This window comes from Lacticaseibacillus thailandensis DSM 22698 = JCM 13996 (assembly GCF_001436135.1).
GTDB lineage: Bacteria > Bacillota > Bacilli > Lactobacillales > Lactobacillaceae > Lacticaseibacillus > Lacticaseibacillus thailandensis.
The window spans coordinates 1-26,285 of record NZ_AYZK01000005.1; the positions used below are offsets into that span (position 1 = coordinate 1).

The following is a 26,285-nucleotide window of genomic DNA, read 5'->3' on the forward strand; positions in this document are numbered from 1 at the left end:
CGTAGGCAGCTCGGAAGCGTGGGAAGCGTGGGGCTTGATCGAGACCGAGGTTAACCGCGGCCTGCGGGACAGGGATAATTCATTCCTTTAATCCCCGTAAATATTGGCTCTTGGCTCGTTCAAATTTGTCTTCGTTGAGGTGAAATAAGCGCCACTGAGATTTTAGAATGCGATAGCGACGACTATGTTGGTCGATTTCTTGGTGGAGTAGCCGTAGGCGCTCCTGATCAAGTGCCCTAGCCGCCAGTTGCATGATGTGAAAGCACTCAGTGGTGAACTCAGCGTCGCTTTGACTACACGGATCTTTCTCCCTTGCACTCGCTTTGGCTGGCTAATAGCGATTTCTGCGAGATGTGGGCCTGTCAATTCGAGCAAACTTAGGATAGAATCACCTTGGGGCACCATATTTCCTCTTCTCGATTAGGTTTAGGCGCTTAAATCGTAGCATGAGGGGACAATGATGCCCTTTTGATTTGCCAAAATTAAAAAACTGGCATTGGCTTTCACCAATACCAGAAAATGTAGACCCTAAAAAAAGCCAGCGCAGTCACTATCGACTGCGCTGGCTTTTTGCTGAAGCTGAGTGCAACCGCCCTGACCACCATGTGGGTGTCCCCCCCAAAAAAAATAAAAATGATTGCGCTTTCATCGCTTTAATGATACCTTCTGGATGAATGTTAACGCCATGAACGAAGGAGGGGATAATATGCTGGAACTGACGGGGGTCACAAAGCGCTTTGGTAAACAGGTGGCCGTGGATCAAATCAGCCTCACTGTTAAGCCAGGTGAAATTCTGGGTCTAATTGGCCAAAACGGTGCGGGCAAGACGACGACGTTTCGGATGATTCTGGATTTTTTGCACCCTGATAGTGGGACGGTGCAATGGCAAGGCCAAGCCATGAGCAAAATTGACCATGACTTTATTGGTTACTTGCCCGAGGAGCGGGGATTGTATCCCAAGCTGAGCATAGTCGAGCAAATCGAGTTCTTTGGCCAACTGCACGGTATGACCCGCACAGCGGTGCGGGATGCTTTGCCGGAGTGGTTGGAGCGCTTTGAAGTGAAGGGCAAGCTGACGGATAAGGTCAAGGATCTGTCCAAAGGTAATCAGCAAAAGGTGCAGTTGATTGCCGCCCTGATTTTTATGCCCAAACTGGTAATCTTAGACGAGCCGTTTTCGGGTCTGGATCCGGTCAATGCGAGCCTGCTGGAAGCAGGCGTGCGGTACTTGCAGACTAGTGGATCGGCCATTATTTTTTCCAGCCACAACATGCGCAATGTCGAGTCGCTGTCCGACCGCTTAGTCATGCTGAAAAACGGTGCCGTGGTGCTTGCGGGCACGGTCGGCGAGATTCGCGCCCAGTACGGTGAGACCCGAATTAGTCTCACCAAGCCGCGGTTATCGGCTGACGCGTTGGCGCAATTGCCCGGGGTGTTGGCGGTGCAAGGGCATGGGGATGAGTTTGAGTTACAGTTGGATGACCCGGAGCGCGGGCAGGCTATTTTCCAGACAGTGACGCAGGGGGAATATATTGCGGGGTTCCAGCAGCACGCTCCGAGTTTGGACGAGATTTTTCGCAGGAAAGCGGGTGACGAACATGCGTAAATTATGGTTGATTGCCAGCATGGTGTTCCGGAAGAATATCCGTAGCTTTTCCTGGTGGAGCTTGGTGCTGACCCCGCTTCTGGCAGTGGGCGCGATTGGGGTGATCCAGTGGTACGTGAGCCATACTCATGAGCCGGCTCGCGTCGTGGTGGTCGCGCCGCGTGCTGTTGCCAGTGCGTTCAAAGCAAGTGCGGATGGCGATATCACGTACACCGTGGCAGCAACCAAGACAGCGGGTCAGCGGCAGTTACGGCATGAGGATGCCGATGCGCTGCTGGTCGTACCCCGCACCTTGGACCATGCGGCCCATTTATACAGCCGCGACAATGGTCAGTCGGTGGATGCCGCCACCGTGCGGCGGGCCCTTTCCGGGCTCAAGACCATGGATACCGCGCAACAGCTTGGACTGTCTGCCGCGCAGCTGGCGCAGCTCAACGCGCCGGCGCAATTGCGCACCCAAAGTGTGAGTTTCAAGGCCCGCAAAATGGTGGTTGCCCGCAGTAAGACTGACTGGTTGAAAGTCATCTTGTCACTAGCCGTCGGGGCCCTGATGTACGTCTTTTTGCTGAGTTACGGCACCATCGTGGCGCAAGAAATTGCTACGGAGAAGGGTTCACGGATTGAGGAGTCGATCCTGACGGCCATTAAGGCCTCCACGCAATTTTACGGCAAGCTGCTGGGCGTGACGGTGTTACTACTGGTGCAAATTGGTGCGTATGCCGGGGTAGCCGCCATCGCGTGGTTGTTGCGGGACCGGTTTGCGGTTGTCCGTCAATTCCTGGCCACGATTGATTGGTCGGGGATTGGTTGGCCGTTCGTCCTGGTGATGGTGGCGTTCTTTGTCATTGGGATTATTAGTTACACCGTGTTGGCGGCGTTGTGTGGATCCCTTGTCAGCAACCAGGAGCAGGCTGGGATGGCCCTCCAGCCGGTTCTCTACCTGGGCGTAATCGGATACATGGCGGCGCTCAACGTGAGCTCGGGTAGTGGCCCCATTTTAAGGACAATGAGTTACATTCCGTTCTTGAGTCCCATGGTGGCCCCAGCACGCTTTGGGGTGGGCCAAATGGGCCTGGGGATGGTGACGCTTTCCTTGATCATCAGTGTTGTCTTTTTGGTGGCCTTTACCTGGTTCAGTGCCCGGGCCTACCGTGATAACGTACTGGTTTACAGTGATAGCGGTTTATTCAAAGCTTTGAAGAAGAGTTGGACGCTGAGTCGTAGCAGTCGGTAGTTGCGACCAACGTGTGGATGATGTGGGGCGACTACAACCGCCCTGGTGGCACGGTCTGCAACGACTTTGCGCACGACATGCCCCGAATGGGAAAACCACCAAATTTATGCTAACACCTTGAAACGGCCATGACGCCAGTACCGGCGCTGGTTTTCGCCCGCCAGTGGGTCGCTTTCGTGGTACCCTTTGACGGTCACTCGCCGTACGCTATTGGCATAGCAACCAGTGATACTGTGCATGGTGACGTTTCAAGGAGGGCGACGTTTATGCGTAAACGACCGGTAGTAGCTTACCCCGTAATTTTTAAATACTTCACTGCAGACTCCGGCCCGTTCATTTCGGTGACTAGTCCTAATTTACCAGGTCTGGTCGTTGGGGCGAACAATGCTCGGGCGGCGTTGCACGACACCCAGGCGGGAATTGCTCAATTGTTGAGTTGCCCACCGTACCCAGAGGTGGTTGATGCGACCACTTGGGCGTTGCAACCCAATGAGGAGGTCGTCTTCGTGTCGGTAGACCTTGACCGGTGGCACGCGGGCATGTTGTCAGCGGGTACACATGAATGAAGTAGTGGGCACAAAGGGGCGCGACCATTGGCCGCGCCCCTTTTGTTGGGCTGAATTAATTGAGTTCTTGGTGTGCTTCGAGGTATGCCAGGGCGCTGTCGTAGTCGGGCTCGTGGGTTTGTTCCGTGATGAGTTCACGGTACGCGACTTTGCCTTGTGGATCAATGATCCACACGCTGCGCGCATCCGTGCCGTCACTCGCAATATACAGGCCCATGGCGCCACCAAAATGGTGCTCCTGGTCGGACACCAGCTGCATCCGGTGCACGTTTTCGGCTGCACACCAGTGAGCTTGGTCGGCGACCGTGTTGGTGGAGACCGTTAGAAAGTTGATATGGTGGAAACGGTCCACGGATTCGTTGAAGCGTTTGGTTGAAATACTGCAAACGCGCGTGTCAATATTGGGCACGACGCTGATCAGGGTGTAAGCACCGCGCAAGTCCTGGGCGATGAGGGTGGTCCCGTCAGCTTGAATTACCGTGAAGTCGGGAAGCTGATGACCAACGACTGGTGGTTCACCGTTGGTTTGGTTGGGTTCGTTGTGTCGGGTAATTTGCATGTCGATATCCTCCTTGCGTAGGGGTTGCGCCCGCGTAACCCCTACTTAACTACCCACAGTTTACCATACTTATGTGGCTGGCCTAGTAGTTGTGCAAGGCCGGTAGGCACCGCGGTGGGTGCCCTCGACAATTAATTTGTTGCATATTTGACATGCAAGTACCGATTGTGTATCCTTAAAGTACGATATCAGACGGTCAATTAATTTACTAAGTTGGCCAGTCACCAGATAACAACCAGTGGATGCAGGTGTTTGTGACGTGTACAGTTTAGCAGTTGCAAACGGTTGACGAGGAGGAAAAATGGAATTTTATGACGTAATCAAGCAGCGGCGAACGATTCGCCAATTCAAGAATAAGCCGATTGCTCAAGATAAATTGGAGCGGATATTGTCAGCGGGACTCGCTGCCCCATCCTCCAACCATCAGCGCCAGTGGCAATTGGTAACCGTGACGGACCGTGACAAGCTGGACGCCATCGCACAAATTGTGAAACCATACCCTGATCGCATCAAAGAACCAAAAACCCCACAACAAGAAATGTTCAAAATTTCGTATTCGCGGCAACGGACGATGATTAAAGAGGCACCTTGCGTAATTTTACCGTACCTACGCATGAAGTATGATTTGACTACCAGCAAGAACAAATGGGGACTGTGGGATTACGGTGCCGGCTGGGCGTTGATTGAAAATATGTTGCTGGCGGCAACTGCCGAGGGTCTGGGTACTGGGATTCATGCTCTGGTGAAGCAAGAGCCGGATCAGATTCAAGAATTAGTTGGCGCCAAGGATGGTTATTATCTGCCTGCATTGGTCATCTTGGGTGAGGCAGCCGATAATGCTGAAATACCAACTCAAGTGCAGACTTCGATCAAGAAAAATGTGCACTGGCAACAATGGTAGAATAAAGGCACCCAAAACTAGTTGGGTCGTTCATTACGCTTCAGGTGTGGCCCGCATTACCGACCAAGGATCAATTGGAGGCTGACAATATGGCAAAGAAAGTAGACCAGGCGTTGAATTCGGGTGACCTTTACCGCGTTTTTAATTCAAACTATGCTGACCCGCATTACAACGACTATCTAGAGGCAATGCACCAATACAACCAGTTGGGATACACGCCCGCTGATGAACGTAAGAAGGCGACGATGCTGAGTCAGCTGTTTGCTGCAGTCGGTGTCGGTAGTTACGTTCAGGTACCGTATTATGCCATGTGGGGTGGGCGCCATGTGTATTTGGGTAAAAATGTCTACGTGAATTTCAACTGTACCTTTGTGGATGACGCGGAAATCCGGATTGGCGACAACACCATGCTTGCGCTCAACGTGACGATTGTGACCGGTACCCATCCGGTTTCGGCCCAATTGCGCCGGCAGTCGTATGGTTTTAGTAAACCGGTGGTGATTGCCGCAAACGTGTGGGTGGGCGCGGGCGCCACCATTTTACCTGGTGTCCACATCGGTGCTAATTCCGTTATCGGTGCGGGTGCTGTGGTCACTCGGGACCTGCCTGCGAACGTAGTGGCGGTGGGTTGCCCGGCAAAGGTACTGCGTGCAATTACTGACGACGATGAAGTGACTTATGATCATGGCAAAGTAATTGCGGACCACCGCCTGGAATAAAGCAGAAAATATTGACGTCATGGTGTATGCAGGAGTGGCCGTGAGCTACTTCCTGGGTGCACCTTTTTGTTGGTGTCGGGAAACGGGCATACTGACCTGTTTGGGGTCTGTAGTTAACCACAGCGCCGCCAAAAAAGGGCCCCTTCATCATGAAGGGACCCCAGGTACGGGATTGCGTTCATTAAGCGTGCTGATGGGTCCGAACCGCCGTCCGCAGTACTTGCTCGACGACGGCAAAGGCGGCGTACATGGCAAAGGGGATGAATGCCACACCCAAACCGACGAGCATGAGGCCGGGTGCATCATCGCCATCTGCCCACATGTACATGGCGGGTAGACACCCCAAGGTGGTGAAGGCGGCAATTAGACTAGCGATACGAATGTGCCGGAACACGGCGATGGAAGCCTGGGTAAAGGTTTTGTTGACGGCAATCAGGCGGAGCAGGCTGAAAAACTTACTGATGATATAGAGCACCACCAGCGCTGTTGCCACCACCGCCACTAGGAAGAGTATCAGGGGAAAGTTCAGTGCAATGTGAATGCTGGTGGCAAATTGAATACCAATTAACCCGACAAAACCGATGATGACGGCCGCGGTCACCGCCAACGCGAACCGTAATATCTGTACCTTACCGTTCATAATATGTAGCCCCCAAGCCGACTGGAATTGACTATATTATGTCCAGAAGTATGGGGAGATGCAAGCGATTTCGTATTGAAAGTTTCTAAAGAATGCTGTCGGTGCCACCAGGTACGGCGCGTCCACATAGTAATTTATTAATTAGCGTATTATTGATGCACGATTTGCGCGATAATAACCCCAGTGGGGTAACAGCACGTAATGAGGAAGAGGTTGGGACAACAATGAAGTGGAGTAAGCGCTGGGCGCAAGTGCACCTGTGGGGATTACTAACCGTCGTGGCGGTGATCGCGGGCCTAGCCGGCGGGGCGACGGTCAACGTTACCGGACCTGACGCCGCGGGCAACACGTCTGTACAGCAAGTGGCGGCTAAGTCACACCACGTGACTAAGCACCAGAGGCACCAGCGACGCGTGACCAGTGCTAATTTAGCACAGCTACAATACCGGGGGACGCAGACGATTGACGTCAATAATGGCCACCCGACTTTTACCAAGCAGGAACTCAGCACGGCCAAGGGGGCTTGGCAATATTACGGTGCGCTGGACCGGTACAACCGGGCAACCGATGCTGAGGCGTTACTCAACCAGTCGTTGATGCCGACCGCGAAGCGCGAGGAATTAACGGTGGATCCGACTGGGTGGCACAATAAGCGCATTCGTAGTGGTTACCTGTACAATCGCAGTCACCTGATCGGTTACCAGCTAACCGGACAAAACAATAATTGGCGCAATCTGATGACCGGGACGCGTTCGCTCAACAGTCCGGAGATGTTGCACTATGAGGACGATATCGCGGATTACCTGAAGCAATCCCCGCAGCACTACGTTCGTTATGCGGTGGTGCCGGTGTTCAAGGGTAGTAACCTACTAGCCTCAGGTGTGCACATGATGGCGCAATCGGTGGGCGATGACGCGGTTAGCTTCAACGTCTACATCTTTAACGTTCAGGATGGGGTGCAGTTGAACTACGCCGACGGCACCAGTACCGTAACGGCCAATCAAGCGGCGTCGAGTAGTAGCACGGCGCCGGCGCGGACCACCAGTACTACGGCCACGACCAATGGTCAGGGGGACAACCGCACGGTCTACGTCACGCCGTCGGGATCGCGGTACCACTTTGATCCGCATTGTCGCGGTTTGCGCAGCGCCAAGAGCGTTGAGACGATGACATTGTCGCAGGCCCAAGCAGATGGTTACACGTTGTGTAAATTTGAGCAATAAAATGATTGTTTAAAGGCCGCCGGTACCCGCGTTACCATGACGCAATGCGGATACCAGCGGCCTTTGTTGCGCCTAATAAGCGGGGCGCACCAACAAGGGTAACTATGGTTGCCCTGTTGACGCCGTGCCTTATTTAGTGGCGGCGAAACTGCCCTCAATGAGGTCAGCAAGGTTGTCCACGCTTTCAAATTGATCCAATAACGCCGTCAGCCAGTGCTTCTTGGCCATGTGGTAGCCCGGACGGAAGCGCGGTTGGGTCTGTAGAATCGAGTTGAGCTCGGGCTCGACCTTCAAGTCAACGATGTCGATTTCTTGGGGGTCATCCAGCCCCAACTTGGTGCCGGGCACGTTCATAATCAGCCCAAACCATTTGCCATTTGGGTGGCGCAGGGCCACGTAATGGGGGTAATGTTTGAACGGATGATCAACGACGGCATTGTACTCGTTTTGACAGTACGTAATGAGTTCATCACGGGTCATATTGTGACCTCCTTTGCTAGTCAGTTGTAACGATGACTTCACCAATTTGCGGGTTGGCCATTACGTAATCCTGTGCTGCCGGCAAGTCGGTAAACGGGAAGACCTTGCTGATGGGGATGGTAATGTGGTGGGCGTTGATCAGGGCGAACATGGCGTTGATCAACTGCTGGTCCGCAAAGCCGGAGTCGTAAGTGGTCAGGTAGCGGTTCTGTAGGTCAAACGGCGAGAATTCGTGCATGACCCACTCGCCACTGAGTAGACCAACCATGCAGCATGTCCCACCAACGTTAATGTGGGCCACCGAGTTCATGACGGTCGTGGCCCCCACGAGGTCGATAATGCCGGCGTACATGGACTCGGTCTGTAGTTGCCCGTCGCGATCCTGCACTGCTTCGTCCGCACCGGCGTCACGTAAGAAGGCCAGCCGTGCGGCTTTGCGGGAAGTGGCCGTTACCTGGTAGCCACTGGCCTTAGCTAACTTGATGATGGCCAGACCTACAGCGGAGGTACCACCACGGACCAGCAGGTGGTCGTGTGGGGCGAGACGCAAACTTTGCAGGGCCCCGTAGGCCGTGCTGAAGGTCTCGGGATACTGGGCAAAGTCAGTCCAACTACCTTGGTAGTCGGCTGTGTACAGTTGCTTGTTAGGTACTAGCGCGTACTCTTCATAACTGCCATCAAAGGCCCGGCCAAAGCCGCCATTAATGGTCAGCACGTGCGCGCCGACTTTGAGGCCGGAATCGGGTGCCGTTGCTGCCACCTCACCAACGGCTTCGACACCCAGTACGCGTGGAAAATGCACGCTAGGCGATCCGCCTTCACGGGTCAACACTTCGTACCGGTGAACGCCAAACGCGCGGATCCGCATCACTGAGTGCGTGGCGTCTGCATGTGGCATGGGCCGGTCAACGAGTTCCAGCGCGGATGAATCACCCGCATGGTTCACAACAAAAGCCTTCATAATAATATGCACCTCCACATTTAGTTGGGTACCAACGAACTGACTTTAGTGTAAACTATCACGTGACGTGCAGGTCAAGAAAGAGGACGGACAATGATTACCATCAACAAGTTTGCGACCCTAGCGGGGACGACCCGCCGCACCTTGCAGTTTTATGACGCAGTGGGATTGTTTCACCCGGCAAAGGTGGGGGAAAATGGTTACCGCTATTACGCCGCAGACCAGCTGTACCAGCTTCAATTCATTCTCCAGCTACGCCATCTCGGGTTGTCGGTCGCCGATACGCAACGCGTCGTCGGGGCCACGGGTGCCGAACTGGACGCCTATATTACCCCCTTGTTAGCCCGTATTGAGGCCAAGTTGACGGACTTGACGAAACTGCGGACGTTGTTGGCTGACCGGCTACAGGCCCGCCCCGTTACCGTAGCCCCCATTGGTCGGGCCATGGTGGTGCGGCGGCCGCGGACCCAATTTTGGACGTCACCCGAATCGGTCGGGTGTACGGACGAGGCGGTGCGGGATCTGTACCAACAATTTTACGCGCTCATTGGCCGGCTAAAGTTGGTCGACAAGCAAGCATCCGGTTTTCTGACCGACTTACCTGCCGCAGATGCGACGGGGTATGCAACCGCGAATTTTCGTATTTTGAAGGCAGTCACCTCCCCAGTAACAGGTGACGTGCCGGTAATCGTGCGGCCACAGGGACAGTATGTGGTCGCGAGCACGCAGAATAATGCGGCCAGCATTGCCGCGGGGCTCGATGCAATTCGGGCGCAGGTCGCCGCACAGAATTTGACCATTAGTACCCTCTGCTGGCAACTGAATAACGGCGAACAGTTCGGTAAGAAGGCTAGTACGCCGGAGCTATCGTTGGAGTACCAAATTATCTAGGACCAGCAAAAAGACGTTACCCGTCGTTCAACGGGTAACGCCTTTTTAATTGGTGCTATTTAGTGGTTACTTTGCCGCTTTGCCGTGCTTGCGGGCCAGGTAAACGAAGATACCGATGACCAGCCAGATGATCAGTACGTACGGGAAGATGTTGTACGGCTTGGCCGGAACGGGCCACAAGTTACTGTAGATGGGGAAGACCATCACCAGCAACCCAATGACGGGTGCGGCCACGTGCTTCCAGAAGCCAAAGTGTTCCCGGTGCTTGTTAAAGTACACAATGGCACCAATGTTGACCAAGACGTACACCAGCAGGAGTGGGTACATCCCAATCGTCCCAAAGTAGTTGTAGTAATTCGTGGCACTGACGTGACTGAGGATGCCGAACACGGCGTAAAGCAGGATGGCCAGCCCGGTGATCAGGTCGAGCGCGTGGGTCGGCGTCTGCTTATCACCCTTGAGTGCGCCCAGCCACGGGTGCATATAACCCTTGTTGGCCATGGCCTCCATGATGAAGGCCCCAGCATTCAGGGCGCCAAAGAAGCAGGCAAAGTAACTGGTGACGGAGGCAAAATCGATGAAGATGGCCATCCAGCCGCCAACATAACGGGTCGCCAGGTAGTTCAGCGGCGCGCTGGAACTAGCCATTTTGCCAATGTGCGCGGTCCCAAAGCCGATCACTTCGGCGTAGCTCACGATGCAGTAAAAGACCATGGCGAACAGGACGGCCCCGATCAGGGCGACCCGAATGGCTTTGGCTGGCTTCTTGGCGCGCGGCGCGATGGTCGCGGCCCCTTCAAACCCGGCAAAGGACATCAGGGCAAAAATCATCCCACCGCCCAACGTACCGAGTGTCCCGTGACGTGGGTCCAGTGGGGCAGCGGTGTTGCCAGCGTTACCCCCGTGGGTAATGATGATCACGGTCAGGATGGTGAGCACGACCACGGCAATTAGTTCAAGCGTCAGCGCAAAGCGCGTGGAGAACTCAATGCCCTGGTGGCTGAGCCAATCACTAATGAGTAGGGCCACGATGATGTAGAGTGGAATCGGGCCGTGGATGCCAAAGTGGCCGAGGAACACGTTGAGGAAGTTTCCCACGATGGCCGCACTACTAGTGGTGAACGTGATGTAGGTGAGGATGAGGGCCCAGCCGGACACAAAGCCCCCCTTTTCACCAAGGGCCTGGCGGTTGTACGCATAGGCGGAACCCTCGCCGGGGATGCGGCGGCCGAGTTCGACGAAACTGATCCCGGTAAAAATCACGCCGATACCCCCCAGGATAAAGGCGAGCGGGACGTTGATGCCGGCCATGTTGGCGGCGCCGGCGGTGTTAAAGGCCATGGCCCCAGTGGGTGCGACCATGGCGATGGAGAGTGCAAAGACCTCCAGTAATGATAGTTGCTTCTTCTGCATAAGGTACTCCTTCAATTATATGTGGTTAATCGGTGGCCGTGACGGCGACACCGTACAGGTTGGCGGCGTTGGCGTAGCAGACCATGCGGGCCCAACTTTGCTTCTGCGCGTCCGTCGCGGTTGTGACCGCGTCCAGTTGGGCGGCCAGCGCGGCTTTGAACGTTTGGGCGGCGACCGCGTACATTTCGACGTAGGTGCTGGCGTCACTAGCAAACAGGTAGCGTGAGTACGGGGCCAGCTCCAGTGACTCCCGGACGACACTCATGGTGCTGGACGGCGCCAGGTTGTTGACCAGTGAGGTGTCGAAGTAGACGCCGGGGAAGACGCTGGCCAAGTAGCCCGCTTCCCGGTGGTAGGGGTAGCAGTGTAGCAGGACGACCTGCAACCCGTCGTAGCAGAATCGCCGTAAGAATGACCGCAGCAAGAGCGGGTTACCCAGGTACAGGTCAGTATCGGCGTCGCCATAGCCCACGTGGAATTGGAGTGGCAGGTGCTGGTTGATCAGGGCCGGTGCTACCAGTGCGAGCAGGTAGTTAATGACGTCCTGATTTTCCAGGCGGGCCACGCCGGTTTCTTCGTAGTGCTGGCGCCATTGGTCAAAGGCGGCCCGCGCAGCGTCGGGCGTCACCGGGGTAACCTGTAACCCGACACGGTAGGCGGCAATAGACTTGCAGCCGACGTAGCCGTGCGCACGCACGTGGCCAACGGCGTCAAGGAAGTGGTCAGACCAGGCGTCGAAGTCGGCGTACTGCTGCATGTAGGCTTCGGCGTGGGTTTCCAGCCGGTAAATGGGGCGCACGGTCAGGCCGGTGAGGTCGGCCGTCGCGTTCAAATCAAGGATGGCGTCATCGGGCACGAAGCCCGTGTCGATGAACAGCGTCTGGTAGTGATAAGCCGCAAAGACGCGGTGGTTATAGTCACGGTAATGGTCCGCGTCCATAGGCTGCAGTGCCTCCTCGGGGGTGGCACCACGCTGGTAAGCAGCAGCCACGGTGGGATCAAAGTCACGTGCCGTCTGCTGGAAGGCCGACCACGCTAACCGGTTAGCCGTATCGGTAATTGGGTACTGGGCGTCGGCTTCGCTGGATACCCGCAATAAGCGGTGAGCCCGGTCGGCCACGTCGCCCCGAATTAGGTAGTGGGCGTGGTGGTCAAGTAATGGTAGTGATTGAACAAATGCGTTGATGGACATAGTTAGCACTCCTTTCCGTCCGTAATTAGTCCGGATTGGCGGGGTGGGTCCATGCCGCGACGAGTTAAATGCGGTGCGCGCATAGGCAACTCCTTTGGTTTTAGTACAGGTGGGCGGTTTCGGTACCGATGGCTTGGTCATCGTAGTGGGCAAAGTGGTTGATGTCTGCCTGCTTGACCGCGGTGTAGCCCGTCAACATTTGCTCACCCATCAGGTCTTTGAACAGGGCGTCCGCGTTGAGTGCTTGTAAGGCCTCATCCAGAGTCAGCGGCAGGCGCTGAATACCGGCAGCCTCGCGTTCCGCGTCCGTCAGGGTGGCGGGGTCGACGTTGACTGGTGCTCCCGGATCGATGTGATTACGGATGCCGTCCAGGCCGGCGCTCAGCAGACCTGCCAGTGCGAGGTAAGGGTTGGCCGTAGCGTCACTAGCCTTGAGCTCAATGTTGGCAGTTGCAGCCACGTGGTCCCACTGGGTGGACGGGATCCGGACCGCGGCTTCCCGGTTGTCTTTGCCGTAAGCGGCGTAGGCCGAACTCCATTCACCCGGTTGGAGGCGCTGGTAGGAGTTGACGGTGGCAGCAGTCAGTGCCAGTAAGCCGCGGATGTGGGCCAGAATACCGCCGACGAAGTAGTACCCCTGTTGGCTTAACCCCACGGGATCCTGTGCGTCTGCCAGCACGTTGTGGCCGGCTTGATCCCACAAGGAGAGGTGGAGGTGTCCCCCGTTACCCTCAGTTTGCATGTCCGGCTTGGGTGCAAAGGTGGCGCGCATGCCGTGCTTACGGGCCACGGCGCGGACTTCGCGCTTGAACCAGATTTCGTTGTCTGCCGCTTGCAGTAACGGGTACGGCCGCATTGGTAACTCGTGTTGGCCGGTGCCGGCTTCGGGGTAGTACTTATCAATACCGATACCCATTTGCTTCAGCTGGTCGATCATCTCGGAGATAAAGTCGTATGCAAACTCCATGGCGTCGGTGTCGAAGCAGAAGTTATCGTTTGCGGGCGCGTCCGTCTCCGCGTTACGCAGCATGAACTCATTTTCATATGTAGCTTGGGCCGTAAACCCATCCTGTGCGGCGTCGGCAATTACGCGCTGTAGGAGGCCCCGGGGATCAGCCGTGAATGGCTGCTGGTCCTGGGTCAGGTGGTCGCACATGAACGTGGCTACCTGGGGATGGTTGGGCAGAATGTGCATGGAATCCAGGTCGGGTACCAGCCGGGATTCACCCACTGCGGTCAGGCCGGGCACGTCGACGATCTCGTCGCGCGCGGTGGCTGCAAACTGCACGAGCGTCAGGCCCACACCATCCACAATGTGGCGGCTCAAACTGTCGATGGTCACGGTTTTGCCGCGGGCCACACCGTTATAGTCGACGTAAATGAATTCCACGAGTTGCACGCCCTTTTCACGCAACCCGTTGACGATGTTTTGAGCCCGGTTTTCTTCCGGTAAATATGTTGATGCCATTTTCATAGCCTCCCTGAAATTTTACAAACTACCGTCATTGTACCCGCAAAGCCCGTACTTGACTACTACCCCACAGATTACTGGTTCGTACGACCGCGGGGTGCCGTGGGTTCTCACCCAAAGAGGGGGACGTTGGTGGGTACAAAAAAGGCCACTACGCTGCCCCAACTACTGCCGGATGGGTCGTAATGGCCAAAGTGGTTAAGCGTGCTTGTGGGCCTGCGCGCGAGCCACGATGTCACTGAAAAAGCCAAATTGTTCGGGGTGGTGTTGCCACATGTTTTCTGGGTGCCACTGCACCGCCAGCACGAGGTCATCAGCCGTGGATTCGAGTGCTTCGATCACTCCGTCTGGCGCGGTCGCCGTGACGGTCAACCCGGTACCGACTTTGCGTACCGCCTGGTGGTGGCGGGAGTTAACGAAGGCCCGGTCGCCCAGTAAGGCGTGCAGGCGCGAGTCCGGTGTAATGTCGACGTGGTGCGTTGGGTAGTGGGGCGGTGCCACCTGGGGATGGCGAATGTAACTGTCAGGGTCCTGCGTGTGGGTGTCTTGGTACACATCGCCGCCCAGCGCTACGTTTAGAATCTGGATGCCCCGGCAAATCCCCAAGATGGGTTTCCCCGCAGCCAATGTAGCCTTGATGAGCGCCAACTCAAAACGGTCCTTAGGGTAGTACGTGTCGCCGAGGTTCCACATGGGTTCTTCGCCAAACGTGGTCGGGTCGACGTCCGGGCCACCGGGCAGGATGAGACCGTCAAATAGCGGCACCATGTCGGTTGCGGCGGCATCCGCTAACTCAGGGTTGTCGGGAAACGGCAGGATGGTCGGAATGCCCCCGGCCTTGAAGACGGCTTCTTTAATGTCGTGCGGTGCAAAGGCAGGGTAGTCATCGGGCATCCGGGGGTTAGTGTCGGCGAGTGCGTCAGCAGTCATTGCAATAATCGGTTTGGTCATGCGGCAACTTCCTTTCATACATACGGTTTGCGCTAAGATTACCACAGCAAGGGGGGAGGAACAATATTTTGGGCGCCACAAACTAAAATTGCAAAATCCGGGGTAAGAAGCTATATTAAAGTTGGTTACTGGAAACGCTTCCGTTGAGTTACCTCTCGAGGAGGGGATTATTATGGCACAAAAGAATATTTTATTGGTATGCAGCGCGGGGATGTCGACTGGTTTACTTGTTTCCCGAATGGAAGCGGCAGCTGCTAACGACAACGTTGACGTGCAGGTGGTGGCAATTGGTGCTGCCGAGGTCAACAATGAACTCGTGGATATGCAGCCAGACGTTATTTTGGTTGGTCCGCAGGTACGCTACCTCGCTGACCAACTACAGTCCAAGTTGGACGTGCCCGTAGCGGTGATGAATACCCACGATTATGCGGGCCTGGATGGTGAGCGCCTGTTACAAACGGCGCTGGACACCATTGCGCACGCCCCAACCTGTGCCTCATAATTGGCGTGCAGGGGGCGACCCGTTAAATACGAAAACCTAATGACTGGGAGATTAACATGATTTCATTAGCTGGGACGGATTTGGACGGCACTTTCTTTAATAACCAGAGTCAGGTATCGGCTTACAACCGGCAGGCGGTGCGCGACTGGGTGCGCAGTGGCCGTGACTTCGCTGTTTGCTCAGGGCGGTCGTTACCCACTGTAAGTAACCTATTACGACAGGATTTGGAAGTGCCGGGCTATAAAGTCTGCCTGAACGGTGCCATCGTGTATGATCAGCACGACGAACCGATTGTTCGGCGGCCGCTGGATAACGCGGTGGTGCTGGCGGCGTTCCACCTAGCCAAGCATTACCTCGTCCGCATGGTGTTCTTTGCTGAGCACCATGCGGTTAGTTATAAACCGGGGGTGCCCGGACGTGTGCGGGGTAATTGGCATAACGGTGAGACCATCCACATTAGCCGCGAGTCAGAGTTGCTGCAAATGTTGACGGTGGACCACGTCCAGTTTTACAAGTTTACGTTTAACGGCATCTTCGGCAACGGTCTGAGTTTGGCCCTGGCGATGAAGAAAATTGCGGCGTTGCCCGTGCACCTATCGCGTTCCAACAAATTTTTCTTTGAGGCGAACGCTCCACACACGACCAAGGCCAGTGCGTTGCACGCCATCGCGCGGCACACGGGCCAGAGTATGGAGCACTTTATGTGCTTTGGGGACTATGAAAACGACCTGGAAATGGTGCGCGATGTTGGTTATGGGGTGGCGATGGCCAACGCGATTCCTAAAATCAAAGCCGTCGCGCGTCTGCAAACCGTTGATCATAATGACGACGGGGTCGGTAAAATGCTGACCGCCGTCCTGGCCGGTAAAATTAAGTAGTGATATACAGAATTTAATGAAAGTGTTTACAACCTCCTGATAATTTGGCATAATGCGTTTAATGATAGCGCTACCAGAAAAGGAGGAGGTTGCTGTGAGTTCTCTTTTTATTAACGTGTTTGGTATTGCAATTATTTTGGGTCCCATTTTTATTCTGGCGTACCAAAACGATAAGGTGTCGCTACGCCCCTTGCGGCCGCTGGATGATGAACATCCCCGTTTCGTTGTGGATATTTGGTTCTTCCAGGGTGGTCGTCGCCAAGTGTTGACCGGTGAGATGTACCAGCCTGGCAAGGTGGTTGGTAGCAGTCAGGGCGGTCGATACCGGGTCGAGCAGGTAACGCGACAACGGCGTTTGGCTGGTTTGCGCGAACACTTCGAGCTACGCATGCGGCGGTTGCCGGATGGTGCGGGTGCAACGGCAGATGTGTTCGGACACGCGCAGAGTTTGTAAGTATAATGATTGATGATCCGCGGGATACCCGCGGATTTTTTTGGTTTATGTTGCTAAACGATGGGGTTGCCACTGCATGCGGGTTCTAGAAGGGCATTAGTCGCATCATGTACATAATGGTATAGTCCAAAACGTTAAAAATGTTCGTTTGAGTTGTCGTTATTTAACTAGCGATAGGGGCGGGGCTACGCCGTTAGTTTAAGGCGTTTACAATGTTGATTTGCAACGGGTTCAGCTAATTGTATATACATTAAAATAAAAAAGTATTGAAATGTTATGGTCACGGTGTATACTTTAACTGTTGATAGGAGCGAAAACGTTTGCAAAGCGTGTGGGGAGGTTTGTTTAAGCGTTAGTGATTGTACGTTAATTGTTTAAATAAAGCAGCTGGTGGTTACACTCGTACTCACGGAGAAATTATTCAGTTTTGTTCCGCTGTCGGGTCATTTGGGGACGGCCTGGTGGCACCACTGCTAGCTGTGGGAGTTCAAGAATAGGAGATGTGGATACACATGGCTCTAGAAGACAGTAAATTCGGTCAGGGCTTCATCAAGGTCGCCGTTGCGATTGGCAATGAAATTCATCTGCGTTCGTTGCGTGACGCCTTTGCCACGATCATGCCACTATATATTCTGGCTGGTTTGGCCACCCTGATCAACAACACGGTATTCACCTGGTTGTTTAAAGGTGCAACGTTGCTTAAGGTTCAGTATTGGGGCACGATGCTTTCCAATGCGACCCTAAATATTTCTAGTTTGTTGGTTACGACCATGATTGGTTACTTCCTGGCGAAGAACCGGGGCTTTGATAACCCGTTGGCGGCCGCGATGGTTTCGCTGGCAACTTTGGTGACCATGATGCCGAACACCGTGCAGATTATTGCGGATGGTGCTAAAAAGGCGTCCAACATCAGTGCGGTGCTTTCATACACCGAACTGGGTACCGGCGGTATGTTCGCCGGGGTCATCATGGGCCTGCTGGCAACCGAACTGTTTATTAAGATTTCTAACATCAAAGCGTTGAAGATCAACCTAGGCGATCAGGTACCACCAGCAGTTGGCGATTCCTTTAACGTTTTGATTCCTGTAATTATTGTTCTTTGTTTCTTTGCCCTAATTTCCACGTTGCTGTACGACACGACCAAGATGAACGTGATCAGCCTGATTTCTACGTTCATTCAGGAACCACTGCGGCACATTGGCACTGGTATTGTCGGGACCCTGATTATCTACACCTTAGCTAACTTGCTCTGGTTGTTCGGTATTCACTTCTCTGTTATCTACAGTACGATTCTAGAACCACTGTTGATTGTGAACATTGCGCAGAACACCGCTGCTTACAGTGCTGGTCACGCAATTCCGAACATCATCAACCTGTCACTGGTTCAGGCCTTCGCGCTACTTGGTGGTTCTGGTGGTACGCTCTGTTTGCTGGTTGCGACCTTCATTGTCAGCCGCAACAAAGCTTCCCGAAACGTGGCTAAGTTGGCCGTACTACCAGGGGTATTCAACATTAACGAACCAGTTATCTTTGGTTACCCAATCGTTTATAACGTTGCGCTGATTATCCCGTTCATCGTACTACCATCTCTGGGTATCTTCATTGCTTGGTTGACCACGGTTTTGGGTTGGATGAACCCAATGGTTGTCCAAGTTCCATGGACGACGCCGATGTTCCTGAACTCGTTCTTGGCAACTGGTGGTGACTGGCGTGCGCCGGTGATTCAGATTGTGGTCTTCATCATTGGTGTGCTGATGTACATGCCATTCGTTAAGATCAACGATGGTGTTGTTGCTAAGCAGGTTGCTCAGGAAAAGGCTGAGGCTGCAAAGCAAGCCTAACGTTAAGGCTGTCTGCTGGATTAATCAGACGATTTGATAATTCCCTCGGGGGCATTGCCTCCGGGGGAATTTTTGGGTGGTGCGGAATCGTTTCGAGCGGGTGCATTCACAATGAGGGACCAATAGCTGAGGCAGCCGTGTGGTTGCAGGGGAGGTCTAAATCGCGTTCATAACTAGTTGATGGAGTAGGTTAACGTCTCATGGATGCGCAACTGCAGGACATACGGGACCACTCATTCTCCTGTGTGTTGGAGCAATCGTGGTTAGGCAGATAAGTGCTGATGTAATACCCCACAATACAGGATCATGACAAAAATGGTGCTAAGTCACTCTGATCTGCCTTTGGCATGGTGCCAGTGCGGTTGCAGACCAGCATAATCGGTCTACAGCGGTCCCCACATGCAGAGCTGGACGGATGGGCGATAATGTATAGAGTTGCGTATTAGGAGCCACAACGTCTGGTATTGATTAACACGTGATAATGCTACGGTCGGTTTCTGCGCACAACATGTGCAGCCAGGATAACGGCGACCTACTGCCGGGTACCGCGTATTGGTGGTGATCCTGAATATCCCAGCAGCGACCAGTTGTCGGCGTCCACGCTTTTGGTAGTGCGTGGACAAACCGGCGTTAGTTGCAAACAAAAATGGTGCCTGCAAAGGCATGGTGTTTGTGCAGAGACAATTAGCGTGGCAATGATGCTGCTCAAATCAGCGGATACTAATAAGGCTTCGGTTGTGACACGGAGGCGCTGACGGGCATGCCGTGAGCACGGGATGCTATTGTCTGTTCGGACACTTACGCGGTACTGACTAACTTCTTGGTCCCAGTCGTTTTGGTATAGGTACACAAAAGGCGCTGTCGTCACCGCTCTGTGCAGTGACGACAACGCCCTGGTGGTTGTCATTCTTAAGTTGACCCCTGTTGGCGGGCCAACGGTGGGGTGAGCGGGTATGTTTGTGGTTGGGCGGTGGTAGACCAATTGGGGTTGGTGACCGCCGCCAATCAAGTGATGGCGCTCGGATCACGGTGACGCACAAATCAAAACTTGTTGATAGCAGTGATTACGTTTGCGTCACGCGTTAATCCAGTCGCGCACCGTTGGATTCAATGACCTTTTTGAACCACCAGTACGACTTTTTGGGAATCCGCCGGAGGTCGCGCAGATCGTGGTTGGTCCGGTTGACGTAGACCATGCCGTAGCGCTTATCCATGTTACCTGACGAGCTAGGAATATCAATTAGACCCCAGCCCAGGTAGCCCAGCACTGACACGCCGTCCGCGAAGACCGCGTCTTTGAGTGCCTGGATATGCTGACGGTGGTAGTCGATCCGGTAATCATCCTGAATCTCGTGCCCCTGGTACACCTCACGAATACCAATTCCGTTTTCAATGGGGAACATTGGCAGGTGGTACTGGTCATAGACTTTCGTGAGGATATCACGGAAGCCCAATGGATCCACCTGCCAACCCCATTCATTGGCCTGCAATCCCGGTACTGGCTGGGCACCAAAGTCGAGGTAGTGATTAGGAAAGGTATTGATGGGGACTAAACTACTGTTGATTTGGACGGAACGGTAATAACTAAAGGCAATGAAATCACTGTGGAGTTGATTGAAAATCGCCTGGTCGTCAGTCGTCAGGTCCAAATCGATCCGCTGATTACGGATAAAGGTGAGAAACTCAGTGGAATATTGCCCGTTGACGAATACGTCAAGCAGGTTACGGTTCAAAAACTCGTCAATACGGCGAGCGTAAAGCACGTCACGTGGATTTGCGGAGGCAGGATACACTTCGGAGTACGCCAGCATGCCCCCAATTTGAGCGTGACTGTGAGCGTGCAGGTAATTAGCGACGGCGGCGTGCGCCACCATCACGTGGTGGCTAATTTGAAATAGCTCTTCGTCCGTTTGGGGGCCGTGCAGATACCCGGCAATAGTGAACGCATCGCTCATCGAGTACAGGTTTTGCTCGTTGAACGTAATCCAGTACGGCACGCGATCCGCAAAGCGGTCGACCATTTCCTGGCCATAGCGAATAAAGGCGTCAACAACGTGACGGTCGCTAAAGCCGTTGTACTTTTGGGCGAGGGCAAGGGGCATGTCAAAGTGGTACAGGCAAATCATCGGCGTAATGTGGCGGGCGAGCAACTTGTTGATCAGGTCATCATAGAATTTGATGCCTTCCTCGTTGAAGGGCCCGTCGCCCGTGGGACAAACTCGGCTCCAGGAAATTTGGAACCGGTAGCAGTTCATCCCCTGCTGGGCCATCAGGTCAAGATCTTCGTCGTACCGGTGATAATCATCAATGGCCACGTGCCAATCGCTGCTGTGGTCCGTGGCTGGACGGTCATCATAAACGGATTTACCTTTGCCACCCTCATTCCAGCCGCCTTCAGTTTGCATGCTCGAAGTGGAATTGCCCCACAGGAACCCCTTTGGTAATGCTTGGGACATAATTACTTGGCCTCCTCCGTAGATACTGCTTCCGTGAATCCGGTTTCATTATGCCACGTCTTTTACAATTCGTAAAGCCTTTTTATATAAAAGTATATACAAATATTCAAGGTGGTCTATCGCAACAATTGTTAAAATAGCGTAAAATGGTGGGGAAAAGTGGTTTGTTGGGAGGGACTGTCCATGTATAAGTACCAGGATATTTCGCAGAAGTTACGCCAAAAATTTACGGGTGGGGAATACCAGCCGGGGGATTTGTTACCCGACCAAGAAACCTTAGCCAAGGAATTTAACACCACCCGGATGACGGTGCGCAAGGCCATTCAGCTATTGATAGTTGAGGGTGTGGTGTATACCAAGCGTGGCGCCGGCACCTTTTTGCGTAAGGATTTCCACCACAAAGATCCTAACGACATGGAGTCCTCAATTGACCGACCAGTGGGGACAACGTTGACTTATGCGGGCCGCAAAGTTACCAGTAAAGTTTTGTCGCTGGATGCGCGCTTACCCACGCAGTCCGAGCAGGACAATCTGATTATTGGTCCCGACGAGCCGGTGTACGTGATCCGGCGGGTGCGGTACGTTGATGGTGCAGTGTATGCTTACGAGCACACGATTATGCCGACGAAGATTACCACCATCACCCGTGAAATTTTGGAAGGGTCAGTCTACAAACACCTGGCTGATGAGGCGCACGTGCATATTGCGGGTTCACACCGGCGAATTCACGCAATTAAGGCAACGCAGGATGACGTGGAGGCGATGGGGTGCCAGTTGAACGACCCCGTTTTGGTGATTAACCAGGTGAGTTACACGGAGGAGGGCGAGCCCTTCAAAGTTTCGGAGGTGCACTTCCCGTACCAAACCAGCAGCGTCGTCGCGGACGTTGAACTGAGTCTAGGCAAGCGGCCCCACTAGTGGTGAGTTACAGTTGCGGTGCATTAGTATGAGTCTGCGAGAGGTGCTTGGAACGATATGTTATGCGTGCAAGCGGAATCACGTCGAATCATTGGTGATCATACCCATACGGCCAACTAATTAACGTTAGTGGCCGTATTTTTTTGAATCTACCTGAATGCGATCATGCCAATAAAAAAGCTGTCAATGACGACACTTTGGGGATAAACCCACCAGCGCGGTATGCACAGCTTTGTGTTTGATTGAATTGTAAAAGCAGTGTGGGCGGAATGGCACCACGGGGTGAGGCTATTGACTAAGTGTCGCGGGGAGGGTTGTGACCAAAACACCCTGAGTTCATGAATGGCTGACGGGGAAGGAATGTGAGTAGAAGCGGAGGCCCGGATAGACGAAGTAGGTGGTGGAGTAGTTAAAGGCCACACTGTTGCCATAGAAATTGGTCTGTTCCAACGCCAGGACCTGCTTGCCAGGCTGTTGCCCCATGACTGTGGCCTGGTCATGTGCCAACGTGGCAAGAAAAATGTATTCCTCACTCGCAGTAATGTGGACGTGGTAATTTTCCGCAATGAAGTCAAAAATCGAGCCGTTAACCGCCTCCACCGGCAGGTATGGTACCGCGCCGGTGGAATAATAGGCCTCTTCCAGGCAGTAGAGCTGGCCATTGAGGTAACGCAACCGCACGACCCGGTACAGTTCGCTATCTGGCTGGAGTTTCATCGGTTGGACTAGTTCGGGATCGGCCTTGATTTTGTCAAAAGTGACTATCCGCGACGTGAGGTGGTTGTCCGGGCTATGCAAAGAGGCACCGGCCCCCGCGACTAGGTTGATGACCGTCTTTGAGGGTTGGGGCATCTTGTTGACGTAGTAGCCGGAACCCTGAATTCGCCGCAATAAGCCCCGTTGGTAGATGACATCAATGGCCCGCCGGATGGTGTTGCGACTCACGTCGTAGGTTGCCATTAACTCCGCTTCGGTTGGCAGTTTGTCTGTGTACAGGCCCTCGTGAATGGACCGGATAATGTCTTCAGCAATTTCGTGATACATATGGTTACCCCCACGCGCTGCGCTGATATATTTAAGCCACACATTAACGATATTTGTACCCTTATCATAGCACCTTTGTCAGCACTAACCGCTTATGCGTTGTCACCAATCGGTGCTTTTGACCACCCGTAATTGCGCACCACAAGCGGCTTCTGGCGGTTTGGCGAGTACACCATCACGGCGTTAGGGCCAAAAATATTTGTAAGCACTTGCAAAATTTGTACCCACGTATTATATTATGGGCGTGGAGTTGAAAGCGGTTGCCAAAAAGGCTTGCGGCAATCGTGGTGCGTAACGATTGTGGAATATAGTGCCTTACACTTAAGGAGAAATTATTATGGCTGAAAAAAATATTTTGTTGGTATGCAACGCGGGGATGTCGACCAGCCTGCTCGTGACTAAGATGCAGAAGGCTGCGGACAAGGATGACATCACGGTAAACATTGCCGCGACGGCTTCACCTGACCTCAAGAACAAGTTGGATGAAGTTAAGCCTGACGTGATGATGTTGGGCCCGCAAGTTCGGTACATGGAGAAGAAGCTAGCCGCTGAGTATGACTTTCCCGTTAAGGTCATTAACATGCGTGATTACGGCCTGATGAATGGCGAAAATGTATTGAAGGACGCACTGGCCACCATTGATGCGGCTGGTAAGTAAGCCCGTAATGAAAGGATAGTGCTCATGGCAGACACTGAAGACAAGAATGAAGCGCCAGAGAAAGAAGAAGAGCAAAACCTAGAATCCATCATGGGCTTGATTGTTAATGGTGGTAACGCCAAGAGCTCGGCTTTTGAAGCCATTGATGCGGCTAAGCACGGTGATTTTGACCAGGCGGACGCTAAGTTGCAAGAAGCTGATGATTTTCTCGGTAAAGCGCATAATTCACAAACCGGGATGTTAACGGCTGAGGCCCAGGGAAAGCATGTACACGTTACGCTGCTGACGGTACACTCCCAGGATCACTTGATGAACGCCATCACTTTTCGTGACCTAGCGGGTGAGATCGTTGATTTGTACAAAAAGCTTGCTGGTCAGGACGTAGCCGATTAGCACCAGCGTATTATTGAACGACAATTAAAGACAAGACAAACAGTTTGCGAGTTTGTCTTGCCTTTTTTTCCCGGTCGTGGAAGAGAGGGTGCATAAATTTATGAGTGAAGCATTAACAATGCCAAAAGACTTTTTATGGGGCGGCGCTGTTTCCGCCCACCAGGTTGAGGGCAATTGGCAGGCAGACGGTAAAGGGGTGTCGATTGCCGACGTCATGGCTGCGGCCAGTCGTGAACAGCCGCAACGTGTCGTGACGGACACCGTGGAGGCTGGTCAGGTCTACCCGAACCACTGGGGCATCAATTTTTACCAAACTTACCCGCAGGACATTGAATTGTTTGCCGAGTTGGGGTTGAAGGCGTTTCGGACGTCGATTGCCTGGACGCGTATTTTTCCCAATGGCGACGAGGCGGAACCGAATGTAGCGGGGCTGCGCTATTACGACGACCTCTTTGACCGGTTGCGTGCCAAGGGCATTGAACCAATCGTGACGCTGTCCCACTTCGAAATGCCGTACCATCTGGTAAAAAAATACGGTGGTTGGCGTAACCGCAAGTTGATTGGTTTCTTCGAACGGTTTGCGGAGACCTGCTTCCACCACTTTGATGGCAAGGTTCGCTACTGGATGACGTTTAATGAAATCGATAATCAGTCGGATTGGCGTAATGCGCATCACCTGTATCAGGATTCCGGCCTGCAACTGGATAGCAACGTGAACTGGGAAGAAGCAATGTTCCAGGCTGCGCATAACGAGATGGTGGCTAGTGCCAAGGCGGTGATTGCCGCGCACAAGATTGATCCGCAACTCCAAGTAGGGGCCATGCTCGCCATGGTGCCGATTTACGCGTTGACGGCCAATCCCGGTGACCAGATGTTGGCCGCCCGGGCCATGCAGTACCGCTATTACTACGGCGACGTCCAAATGGAGGGCGAGTATCCGCAGTGGTTACTGAAGTACTTTGACCGCAAAGGGTACCAGGTGCCAATTTCGGCAGCGGACCGCGCCACACTAAAAGCCGGCGCGGCCGACTTTCTGGGGATGTCCTACTACTTCTCCTTCACGGTTAAGGAACGGGCGGACCACAAAGTCGAGTTTGATGAGCACAACGACCTGGTCGATAATCCGTACGTTGAGAAGTCCCAGTGGGGCTGGCAGATTGACCCTCAGGGGTTGCGGTGGATTCTGAACTGGATCCAAGATCGCTGGCACAAGCCAATCATGATCGTTGAGAACGGTATTGGTGCTTACGACCACCTGGAGGATGATGGGCACGTGCATGATGATTACCGGATCAGTTACCTCCGGGCCCACATTCATCAAATGGAATTGGCGGTCGTGGAAGACGGTGTGGACGTAATCGGTTACACCATGTGGAGCCCCATTGACATCGTATCGGCCAGCACTGGTGAGATGGCTAAGCGTTACGGCCTGATTTATGTCGACCGTGATGATAGTGGTCACGGTAGCGATCGACGGTACAAGAAGGATTCCTTTGCTTGGTACCAGCAAGTGATCAGCACTAACGGTGCGAACTTAGACGACGTTTCGGCAGAATGATTACCTGTTACCCGGGGCAGTCACATCCGTGATGGTGTGGCTGTTTTGTTGTGGGGTGATAATGCCAGTTGACCCGCACGACCCGCCATTGTATAACGGAACTAATATTCGTGGAGGTTGGTTATGTCTGGGTTGTGGTGGATGATTGGATTTGGGGTTGTAAGCACGTTGGTTACTGTGGGCGCGGCGCTGTGGACGGCGCGCCGGCAACTACGGCAGCAACCGTTAAACGCCCCGGTAGCAGTAATGGTGGTGGGTTTATTGTTGACGGTTAGTAGTTGGGTTGGCGCTGGCGTGACGGTCCAGCACCTGGTGGTGGCTGCGCACACGGCTAGCCAAATGCCGAGCCAACCGTTGCAGCAGCCCCAACCCCAAGCACCCGCGGCGGATGACCAGCTAGCCGTGGGGCGGGATGCCCAGTTTGGGCGAAGGTTACGCTTTGCCCACCAGTTGACGGTGGTCGTCGGACCGCCAATCAGTCGGTGCGATGCGGGCGCCAAGGTGGAGCAAGTGAGCGTCACGGTGCATAACGGTGGTCACGAAACCGCCAAAGTTGATTTGGCTGACTTCCAGATGTACAACAGTGGCGCTGCCATGCCACAATTAACCACGTTGGCGGCCAAGCAGGATGTTGCACCGGGTCAAACCCGCACGGTACGCCTATCGTTTCAGGTGGCTAATCAGCAGGATGAGGGACAGTTGGTTGTGAGTTATCATGGTGCCGGCTGGGAATGGCAGGGCACCTCGTTTTAGGACTGGTTGACCAGCAAAGGAGT

The 26,285-nt window shown here is 53.8% G+C and carries 26 protein-coding genes and 1 pseudogene; 16 read left to right on the forward strand and 11 right to left on the reverse strand.

Going from position 1 to position 26,285, the window contains the following annotated elements:
- Positions 1-79: 79 nt before the first annotated feature.
- Positions 80-274, reverse strand: a pseudogene (locus FD19_RS10070) (ISL3 family transposase); the annotation flags it as partial.
- A gap of 432 nt (positions 275-706) precedes the next feature.
- Between FD19_RS10070 and FD19_RS07300 the strand changes: the two are divergent.
- The 3 genes from FD19_RS07300 to FD19_RS07310 all read left to right on the forward strand — a co-directional run bounded on the left by FD19_RS07300 (position 707) and on the right by FD19_RS07310 (position 3,406).
- Positions 707-1,606: an ABC transporter ATP-binding protein gene (locus FD19_RS07300; protein ID WP_056969537.1), complete on the forward strand. Its 900-nt coding sequence runs from the start codon at positions 707-709 to the stop codon at positions 1,604-1,606.
- Entirely contained in the window at positions 1,599-2,840 is a 1,242-nt protein-coding gene (locus tag FD19_RS07305) for an ABC transporter permease (RefSeq protein WP_056969539.1), read from the forward strand. Before FD19_RS07300 ends, FD19_RS07305 begins: the two co-directional genes overlap by 8 nt.
- A 266-nt stretch (positions 2,841-3,106) precedes the next feature.
- Complete coding sequence (locus FD19_RS07310) at positions 3,107-3,406, forward strand: hypothetical protein (protein WP_054750592.1); 300 nt, start codon at positions 3,107-3,109, stop codon at positions 3,404-3,406.
- A 55-nt stretch (positions 3,407-3,461) separates the two neighbouring features.
- Here the strand turns inward: FD19_RS07310 and FD19_RS07315 are convergent, their stop codons facing one another.
- On the reverse strand, positions 3,462-3,965 hold the full coding sequence (locus FD19_RS07315) for a thiol peroxidase (protein WP_054750591.1): 504 nt from the start codon (positions 3,963-3,965) through the stop codon (positions 3,462-3,464).
- Between the two features lie 301 nt (positions 3,966-4,266).
- On the opposite strand from FD19_RS07315, the gene FD19_RS07320 reads away from it, so the two are divergent.
- Together FD19_RS07320 and FD19_RS07325 are read left to right on the forward strand one after the other, a co-directional pair.
- A complete protein-coding gene (locus FD19_RS07320) occupies positions 4,267-4,866 on the forward strand; it encodes a nitroreductase family protein (protein WP_054750590.1) in 600 nt (199 codons plus the stop codon).
- Between the two features lie 89 nt (positions 4,867-4,955).
- Positions 4,956-5,585, forward strand: coding sequence for a sugar O-acetyltransferase (locus tag FD19_RS07325; protein WP_054750589.1), 630 nt, complete (start codon positions 4,956-4,958; stop codon positions 5,583-5,585).
- Between the two features lie 181 nt (positions 5,586-5,766).
- Here the strand turns inward: FD19_RS07325 and FD19_RS07330 are convergent, their stop codons facing one another.
- Positions 5,767-6,225, reverse strand: a complete 459-nt coding sequence (locus tag FD19_RS07330) for a DUF2975 domain-containing protein (RefSeq protein WP_056969541.1) — start codon at positions 6,223-6,225, stop codon at positions 5,767-5,769.
- 224 nt (positions 6,226-6,449) lie between these two features.
- Between FD19_RS07330 and FD19_RS07335 the strand changes: the two genes are divergently transcribed.
- On the forward strand, positions 6,450-7,448 hold the full coding sequence (locus FD19_RS07335) for a DNA/RNA non-specific endonuclease (protein ID WP_056969543.1): 999 nt from the start codon (positions 6,450-6,452) through the stop codon (positions 7,446-7,448).
- Between the two features lie 129 nt (positions 7,449-7,577).
- Here FD19_RS07335 and FD19_RS07340 read toward each other — a convergent pair whose 3' ends face one another.
- Positions 7,578-7,928 carry an MmcQ/YjbR family DNA-binding protein gene (locus tag FD19_RS07340; RefSeq protein ID WP_054750587.1) on the reverse strand — a complete coding sequence of 117 codons (351 nt, stop codon included), beginning with the start codon at positions 7,926-7,928 and terminating at the stop codon, positions 7,578-7,580.
- A 16-nt stretch (positions 7,929-7,944) separates the two neighbouring features.
- Positions 7,945-8,889: a zinc-binding dehydrogenase gene (locus tag FD19_RS07345; protein ID WP_054750586.1), complete on the reverse strand. Its 945-nt coding sequence runs from the start codon at positions 8,887-8,889 to the stop codon at positions 7,945-7,947.
- A 93-nt stretch (positions 8,890-8,982) separates the two neighbouring features.
- On the opposite strand from FD19_RS07345, the gene FD19_RS07350 reads away from it, so the two are divergent.
- Entirely contained in the window at positions 8,983-9,780 is a 798-nt protein-coding gene (locus tag FD19_RS07350; RefSeq protein ID WP_054750585.1) for a MerR family transcriptional regulator, read from the forward strand.
- Positions 9,781-9,846: 66 nt separating this feature from the next.
- Here FD19_RS07350 and FD19_RS07355 read toward each other — a convergent pair whose 3' ends face one another.
- From FD19_RS07355 to FD19_RS07370, 4 genes are all read right to left on the reverse strand, one after another.
- Positions 9,847-11,193, reverse strand: coding sequence for an APC family permease (locus FD19_RS07355; protein ID WP_056969545.1), 1,347 nt, complete (start codon positions 11,191-11,193; stop codon positions 9,847-9,849).
- Positions 11,194-11,218: 25 nt separating this feature from the next.
- Positions 11,219-12,385 carry an amidohydrolase family protein gene (locus FD19_RS07360; protein WP_056969547.1) on the reverse strand — a complete coding sequence of 389 codons (1,167 nt, stop codon included), beginning with the start codon at positions 12,383-12,385 and terminating at the stop codon, positions 11,219-11,221.
- 100 nt (positions 12,386-12,485) lie between these two features.
- Positions 12,486-13,853: a glutamine synthetase family protein gene (locus tag FD19_RS07365; protein ID WP_054750584.1), complete on the reverse strand. Its 1,368-nt coding sequence runs from the start codon at positions 13,851-13,853 to the stop codon at positions 12,486-12,488.
- 201 nt (positions 13,854-14,054) lie between these two features.
- Positions 14,055-14,807 carry a gamma-glutamyl-gamma-aminobutyrate hydrolase family protein gene (locus FD19_RS07370; RefSeq protein WP_054750583.1) on the reverse strand — a complete coding sequence of 251 codons (753 nt, stop codon included), beginning with the start codon at positions 14,805-14,807 and terminating at the stop codon, positions 14,055-14,057.
- A 172-nt stretch (positions 14,808-14,979) separates the two neighbouring features.
- Between FD19_RS07370 and FD19_RS07375 the strand changes: the two genes are divergently transcribed.
- The 4 genes from FD19_RS07375 (at position 14,980) to FD19_RS07390 (ending at position 18,482) form a co-directional block, all read left to right on the forward strand.
- Positions 14,980-15,309: a PTS sugar transporter subunit IIB gene (locus FD19_RS07375; RefSeq protein WP_054750582.1), complete on the forward strand. Its 330-nt coding sequence runs from the start codon at positions 14,980-14,982 to the stop codon at positions 15,307-15,309.
- 56 nt (positions 15,310-15,365) lie between these two features.
- Positions 15,366-16,187: a Cof-type HAD-IIB family hydrolase gene (locus tag FD19_RS07380; RefSeq protein WP_054750581.1), complete on the forward strand. Its 822-nt coding sequence runs from the start codon at positions 15,366-15,368 to the stop codon at positions 16,185-16,187.
- Positions 16,188-16,281: 94 nt separating this feature from the next.
- The gene (locus FD19_RS07385; protein WP_054750580.1) at positions 16,282-16,641 is read left to right on the forward strand and encodes a hypothetical protein; all 360 of its coding nucleotides are present in this window, start codon (positions 16,282-16,284) and stop codon (positions 16,639-16,641) included.
- A 512-nt stretch (positions 16,642-17,153) separates the two neighbouring features.
- Entirely contained in the window at positions 17,154-18,482 is a 1,329-nt protein-coding gene (locus FD19_RS07390) for a PTS sugar transporter subunit IIC (RefSeq protein WP_191978614.1), read from the forward strand.
- Positions 18,483-19,564: 1,082 nt separating this feature from the next.
- Here FD19_RS07390 and FD19_RS07395 read toward each other — a convergent pair.
- A complete protein-coding gene (locus FD19_RS07395; protein ID WP_056969551.1) occupies positions 19,565-20,938 on the reverse strand; it encodes a glycoside hydrolase family 1 protein in 1,374 nt (457 codons plus the stop codon).
- A 183-nt stretch (positions 20,939-21,121) separates the two neighbouring features.
- On the opposite strand from FD19_RS07395, the gene FD19_RS07400 reads away from it, so the two are divergent.
- Entirely contained in the window at positions 21,122-21,856 is a 735-nt protein-coding gene (locus tag FD19_RS07400) for a GntR family transcriptional regulator (RefSeq protein ID WP_054750579.1), read from the forward strand.
- 336 nt (positions 21,857-22,192) lie between these two features.
- On the opposite strand, the gene FD19_RS07405 is transcribed toward FD19_RS07400, so the two are convergent.
- Entirely contained in the window at positions 22,193-22,900 is a 708-nt protein-coding gene (locus FD19_RS07405) for a GntR family transcriptional regulator (RefSeq protein WP_056969553.1), read from the reverse strand.
- Between the two features lie 337 nt (positions 22,901-23,237).
- Here FD19_RS07405 and FD19_RS07410 point away from each other — a divergent pair, with 337 nt between their 5' ends.
- From FD19_RS07410 to FD19_RS07425, 4 genes are all read left to right on the forward strand, one after another.
- Positions 23,238-23,558: a PTS sugar transporter subunit IIB gene (locus FD19_RS07410; protein ID WP_056969555.1), complete on the forward strand. Its 321-nt coding sequence runs from the start codon at positions 23,238-23,240 to the stop codon at positions 23,556-23,558.
- 24 nt (positions 23,559-23,582) lie between these two features.
- On the forward strand, positions 23,583-23,951 hold the full coding sequence (locus tag FD19_RS07415) for a PTS lactose/cellobiose transporter subunit IIA (protein WP_054750577.1): 369 nt from the start codon (positions 23,583-23,585) through the stop codon (positions 23,949-23,951).
- 100 nt (positions 23,952-24,051) lie between these two features.
- Complete coding sequence (locus FD19_RS07420; RefSeq protein ID WP_056969558.1) at positions 24,052-25,509, forward strand: 6-phospho-beta-glucosidase; 1,458 nt, start codon at positions 24,052-24,054, stop codon at positions 25,507-25,509.
- A 123-nt stretch (positions 25,510-25,632) separates the two neighbouring features.
- The gene (locus FD19_RS07425) at positions 25,633-26,262 is read left to right on the forward strand and encodes a DUF4352 domain-containing protein (RefSeq protein ID WP_054750576.1); all 630 of its coding nucleotides are present in this window, start codon (positions 25,633-25,635) and stop codon (positions 26,260-26,262) included.
- Positions 26,263-26,285 lie beyond the last annotated feature (23 nt).

Bases quoted from the DNA above. Each gene is read 5' to 3' on its own strand.
- FD19_RS07410 (WP_056969555.1), top strand. From the start codon at position 23,238: ATGGCTGAAAAAAATATTTTGTTGGTATGCAACGCGGGGATGTCGACC.
- FD19_RS07375 (WP_054750582.1), top strand. From the start codon at position 14,980: ATGGCACAAAAGAATATTTTATTGGTATGCAGCGCGGGGATGTCGACT.
- FD19_RS07400 (WP_054750579.1), top strand. From the start codon at position 21,122: ATGTATAAGTACCAGGATATTTCGCAGAAGTTACGCCAAAAATTTACG.
- FD19_RS07415 (WP_054750577.1), top strand. From the start codon at position 23,583: ATGGCAGACACTGAAGACAAGAATGAAGCGCCAGAGAAAGAAGAAGAG.
- FD19_RS07330 (WP_056969541.1), bottom strand. From the start codon at position 6,225: ATGAACGGTAAGGTACAGATATTACGGTTCGCGTTGGCGGTGACCGCG.
- FD19_RS07365 (WP_054750584.1), bottom strand. From the start codon at position 13,853: ATGGCATCAACATATTTACCGGAAGAAAACCGGGCTCAAAACATCGTC.
- FD19_RS07305 (WP_056969539.1), top strand. From the start codon at position 1,599: ATGCGTAAATTATGGTTGATTGCCAGCATGGTGTTCCGGAAGAATATC.
- FD19_RS07370 (WP_054750583.1), bottom strand. From the start codon at position 14,807: ATGACCAAACCGATTATTGCAATGACTGCTGACGCACTCGCCGACACT.
- FD19_RS07425 (WP_054750576.1), top strand. From the start codon at position 25,633: ATGTCTGGGTTGTGGTGGATGATTGGATTTGGGGTTGTAAGCACGTTG.
- FD19_RS07380 (WP_054750581.1), top strand. From the start codon at position 15,366: ATGATTTCATTAGCTGGGACGGATTTGGACGGCACTTTCTTTAATAAC.
- FD19_RS07300 (WP_056969537.1), top strand. From the start codon at position 707: ATGCTGGAACTGACGGGGGTCACAAAGCGCTTTGGTAAACAGGTGGCC.
- FD19_RS07320 (WP_054750590.1), top strand. From the start codon at position 4,267: ATGGAATTTTATGACGTAATCAAGCAGCGGCGAACGATTCGCCAATTC.
- FD19_RS07350 (WP_054750585.1), top strand. From the start codon at position 8,983: ATGATTACCATCAACAAGTTTGCGACCCTAGCGGGGACGACCCGCCGC.
- FD19_RS07405 (WP_056969553.1), bottom strand. From the start codon at position 22,900: ATGTATCACGAAATTGCTGAAGACATTATCCGGTCCATTCACGAGGGC.
- FD19_RS07355 (WP_056969545.1), bottom strand. From the start codon at position 11,193: ATGCAGAAGAAGCAACTATCATTACTGGAGGTCTTTGCACTCTCCATC.
- FD19_RS07395 (WP_056969551.1), bottom strand. From the start codon at position 20,938: ATGTCCCAAGCATTACCAAAGGGGTTCCTGTGGGGCAATTCCACTTCG.
- FD19_RS07335 (WP_056969543.1), top strand. From the start codon at position 6,450: ATGAAGTGGAGTAAGCGCTGGGCGCAAGTGCACCTGTGGGGATTACTA.
- FD19_RS07340 (WP_054750587.1), bottom strand. From the start codon at position 7,928: ATGACCCGTGATGAACTCATTACGTACTGTCAAAACGAGTACAATGCC.
- FD19_RS07315 (WP_054750591.1), bottom strand. From the start codon at position 3,965: ATGCAAATTACCCGACACAACGAACCCAACCAAACCAACGGTGAACCA.
- FD19_RS07345 (WP_054750586.1), bottom strand. From the start codon at position 8,889: ATGAAGGCTTTTGTTGTGAACCATGCGGGTGATTCATCCGCGCTGGAA.
- FD19_RS07420 (WP_056969558.1), top strand. From the start codon at position 24,052: ATGAGTGAAGCATTAACAATGCCAAAAGACTTTTTATGGGGCGGCGCT.
- FD19_RS07360 (WP_056969547.1), bottom strand. From the start codon at position 12,385: ATGTCCATCAACGCATTTGTTCAATCACTACCATTACTTGACCACCAC.
- FD19_RS07390 (WP_191978614.1), top strand. From the start codon at position 17,154: ATGGCTCTAGAAGACAGTAAATTCGGTCAGGGCTTCATCAAGGTCGCC.
- FD19_RS07325 (WP_054750589.1), top strand. From the start codon at position 4,956: ATGGCAAAGAAAGTAGACCAGGCGTTGAATTCGGGTGACCTTTACCGC.
- FD19_RS07310 (WP_054750592.1), top strand. From the start codon at position 3,107: ATGCGTAAACGACCGGTAGTAGCTTACCCCGTAATTTTTAAATACTTC.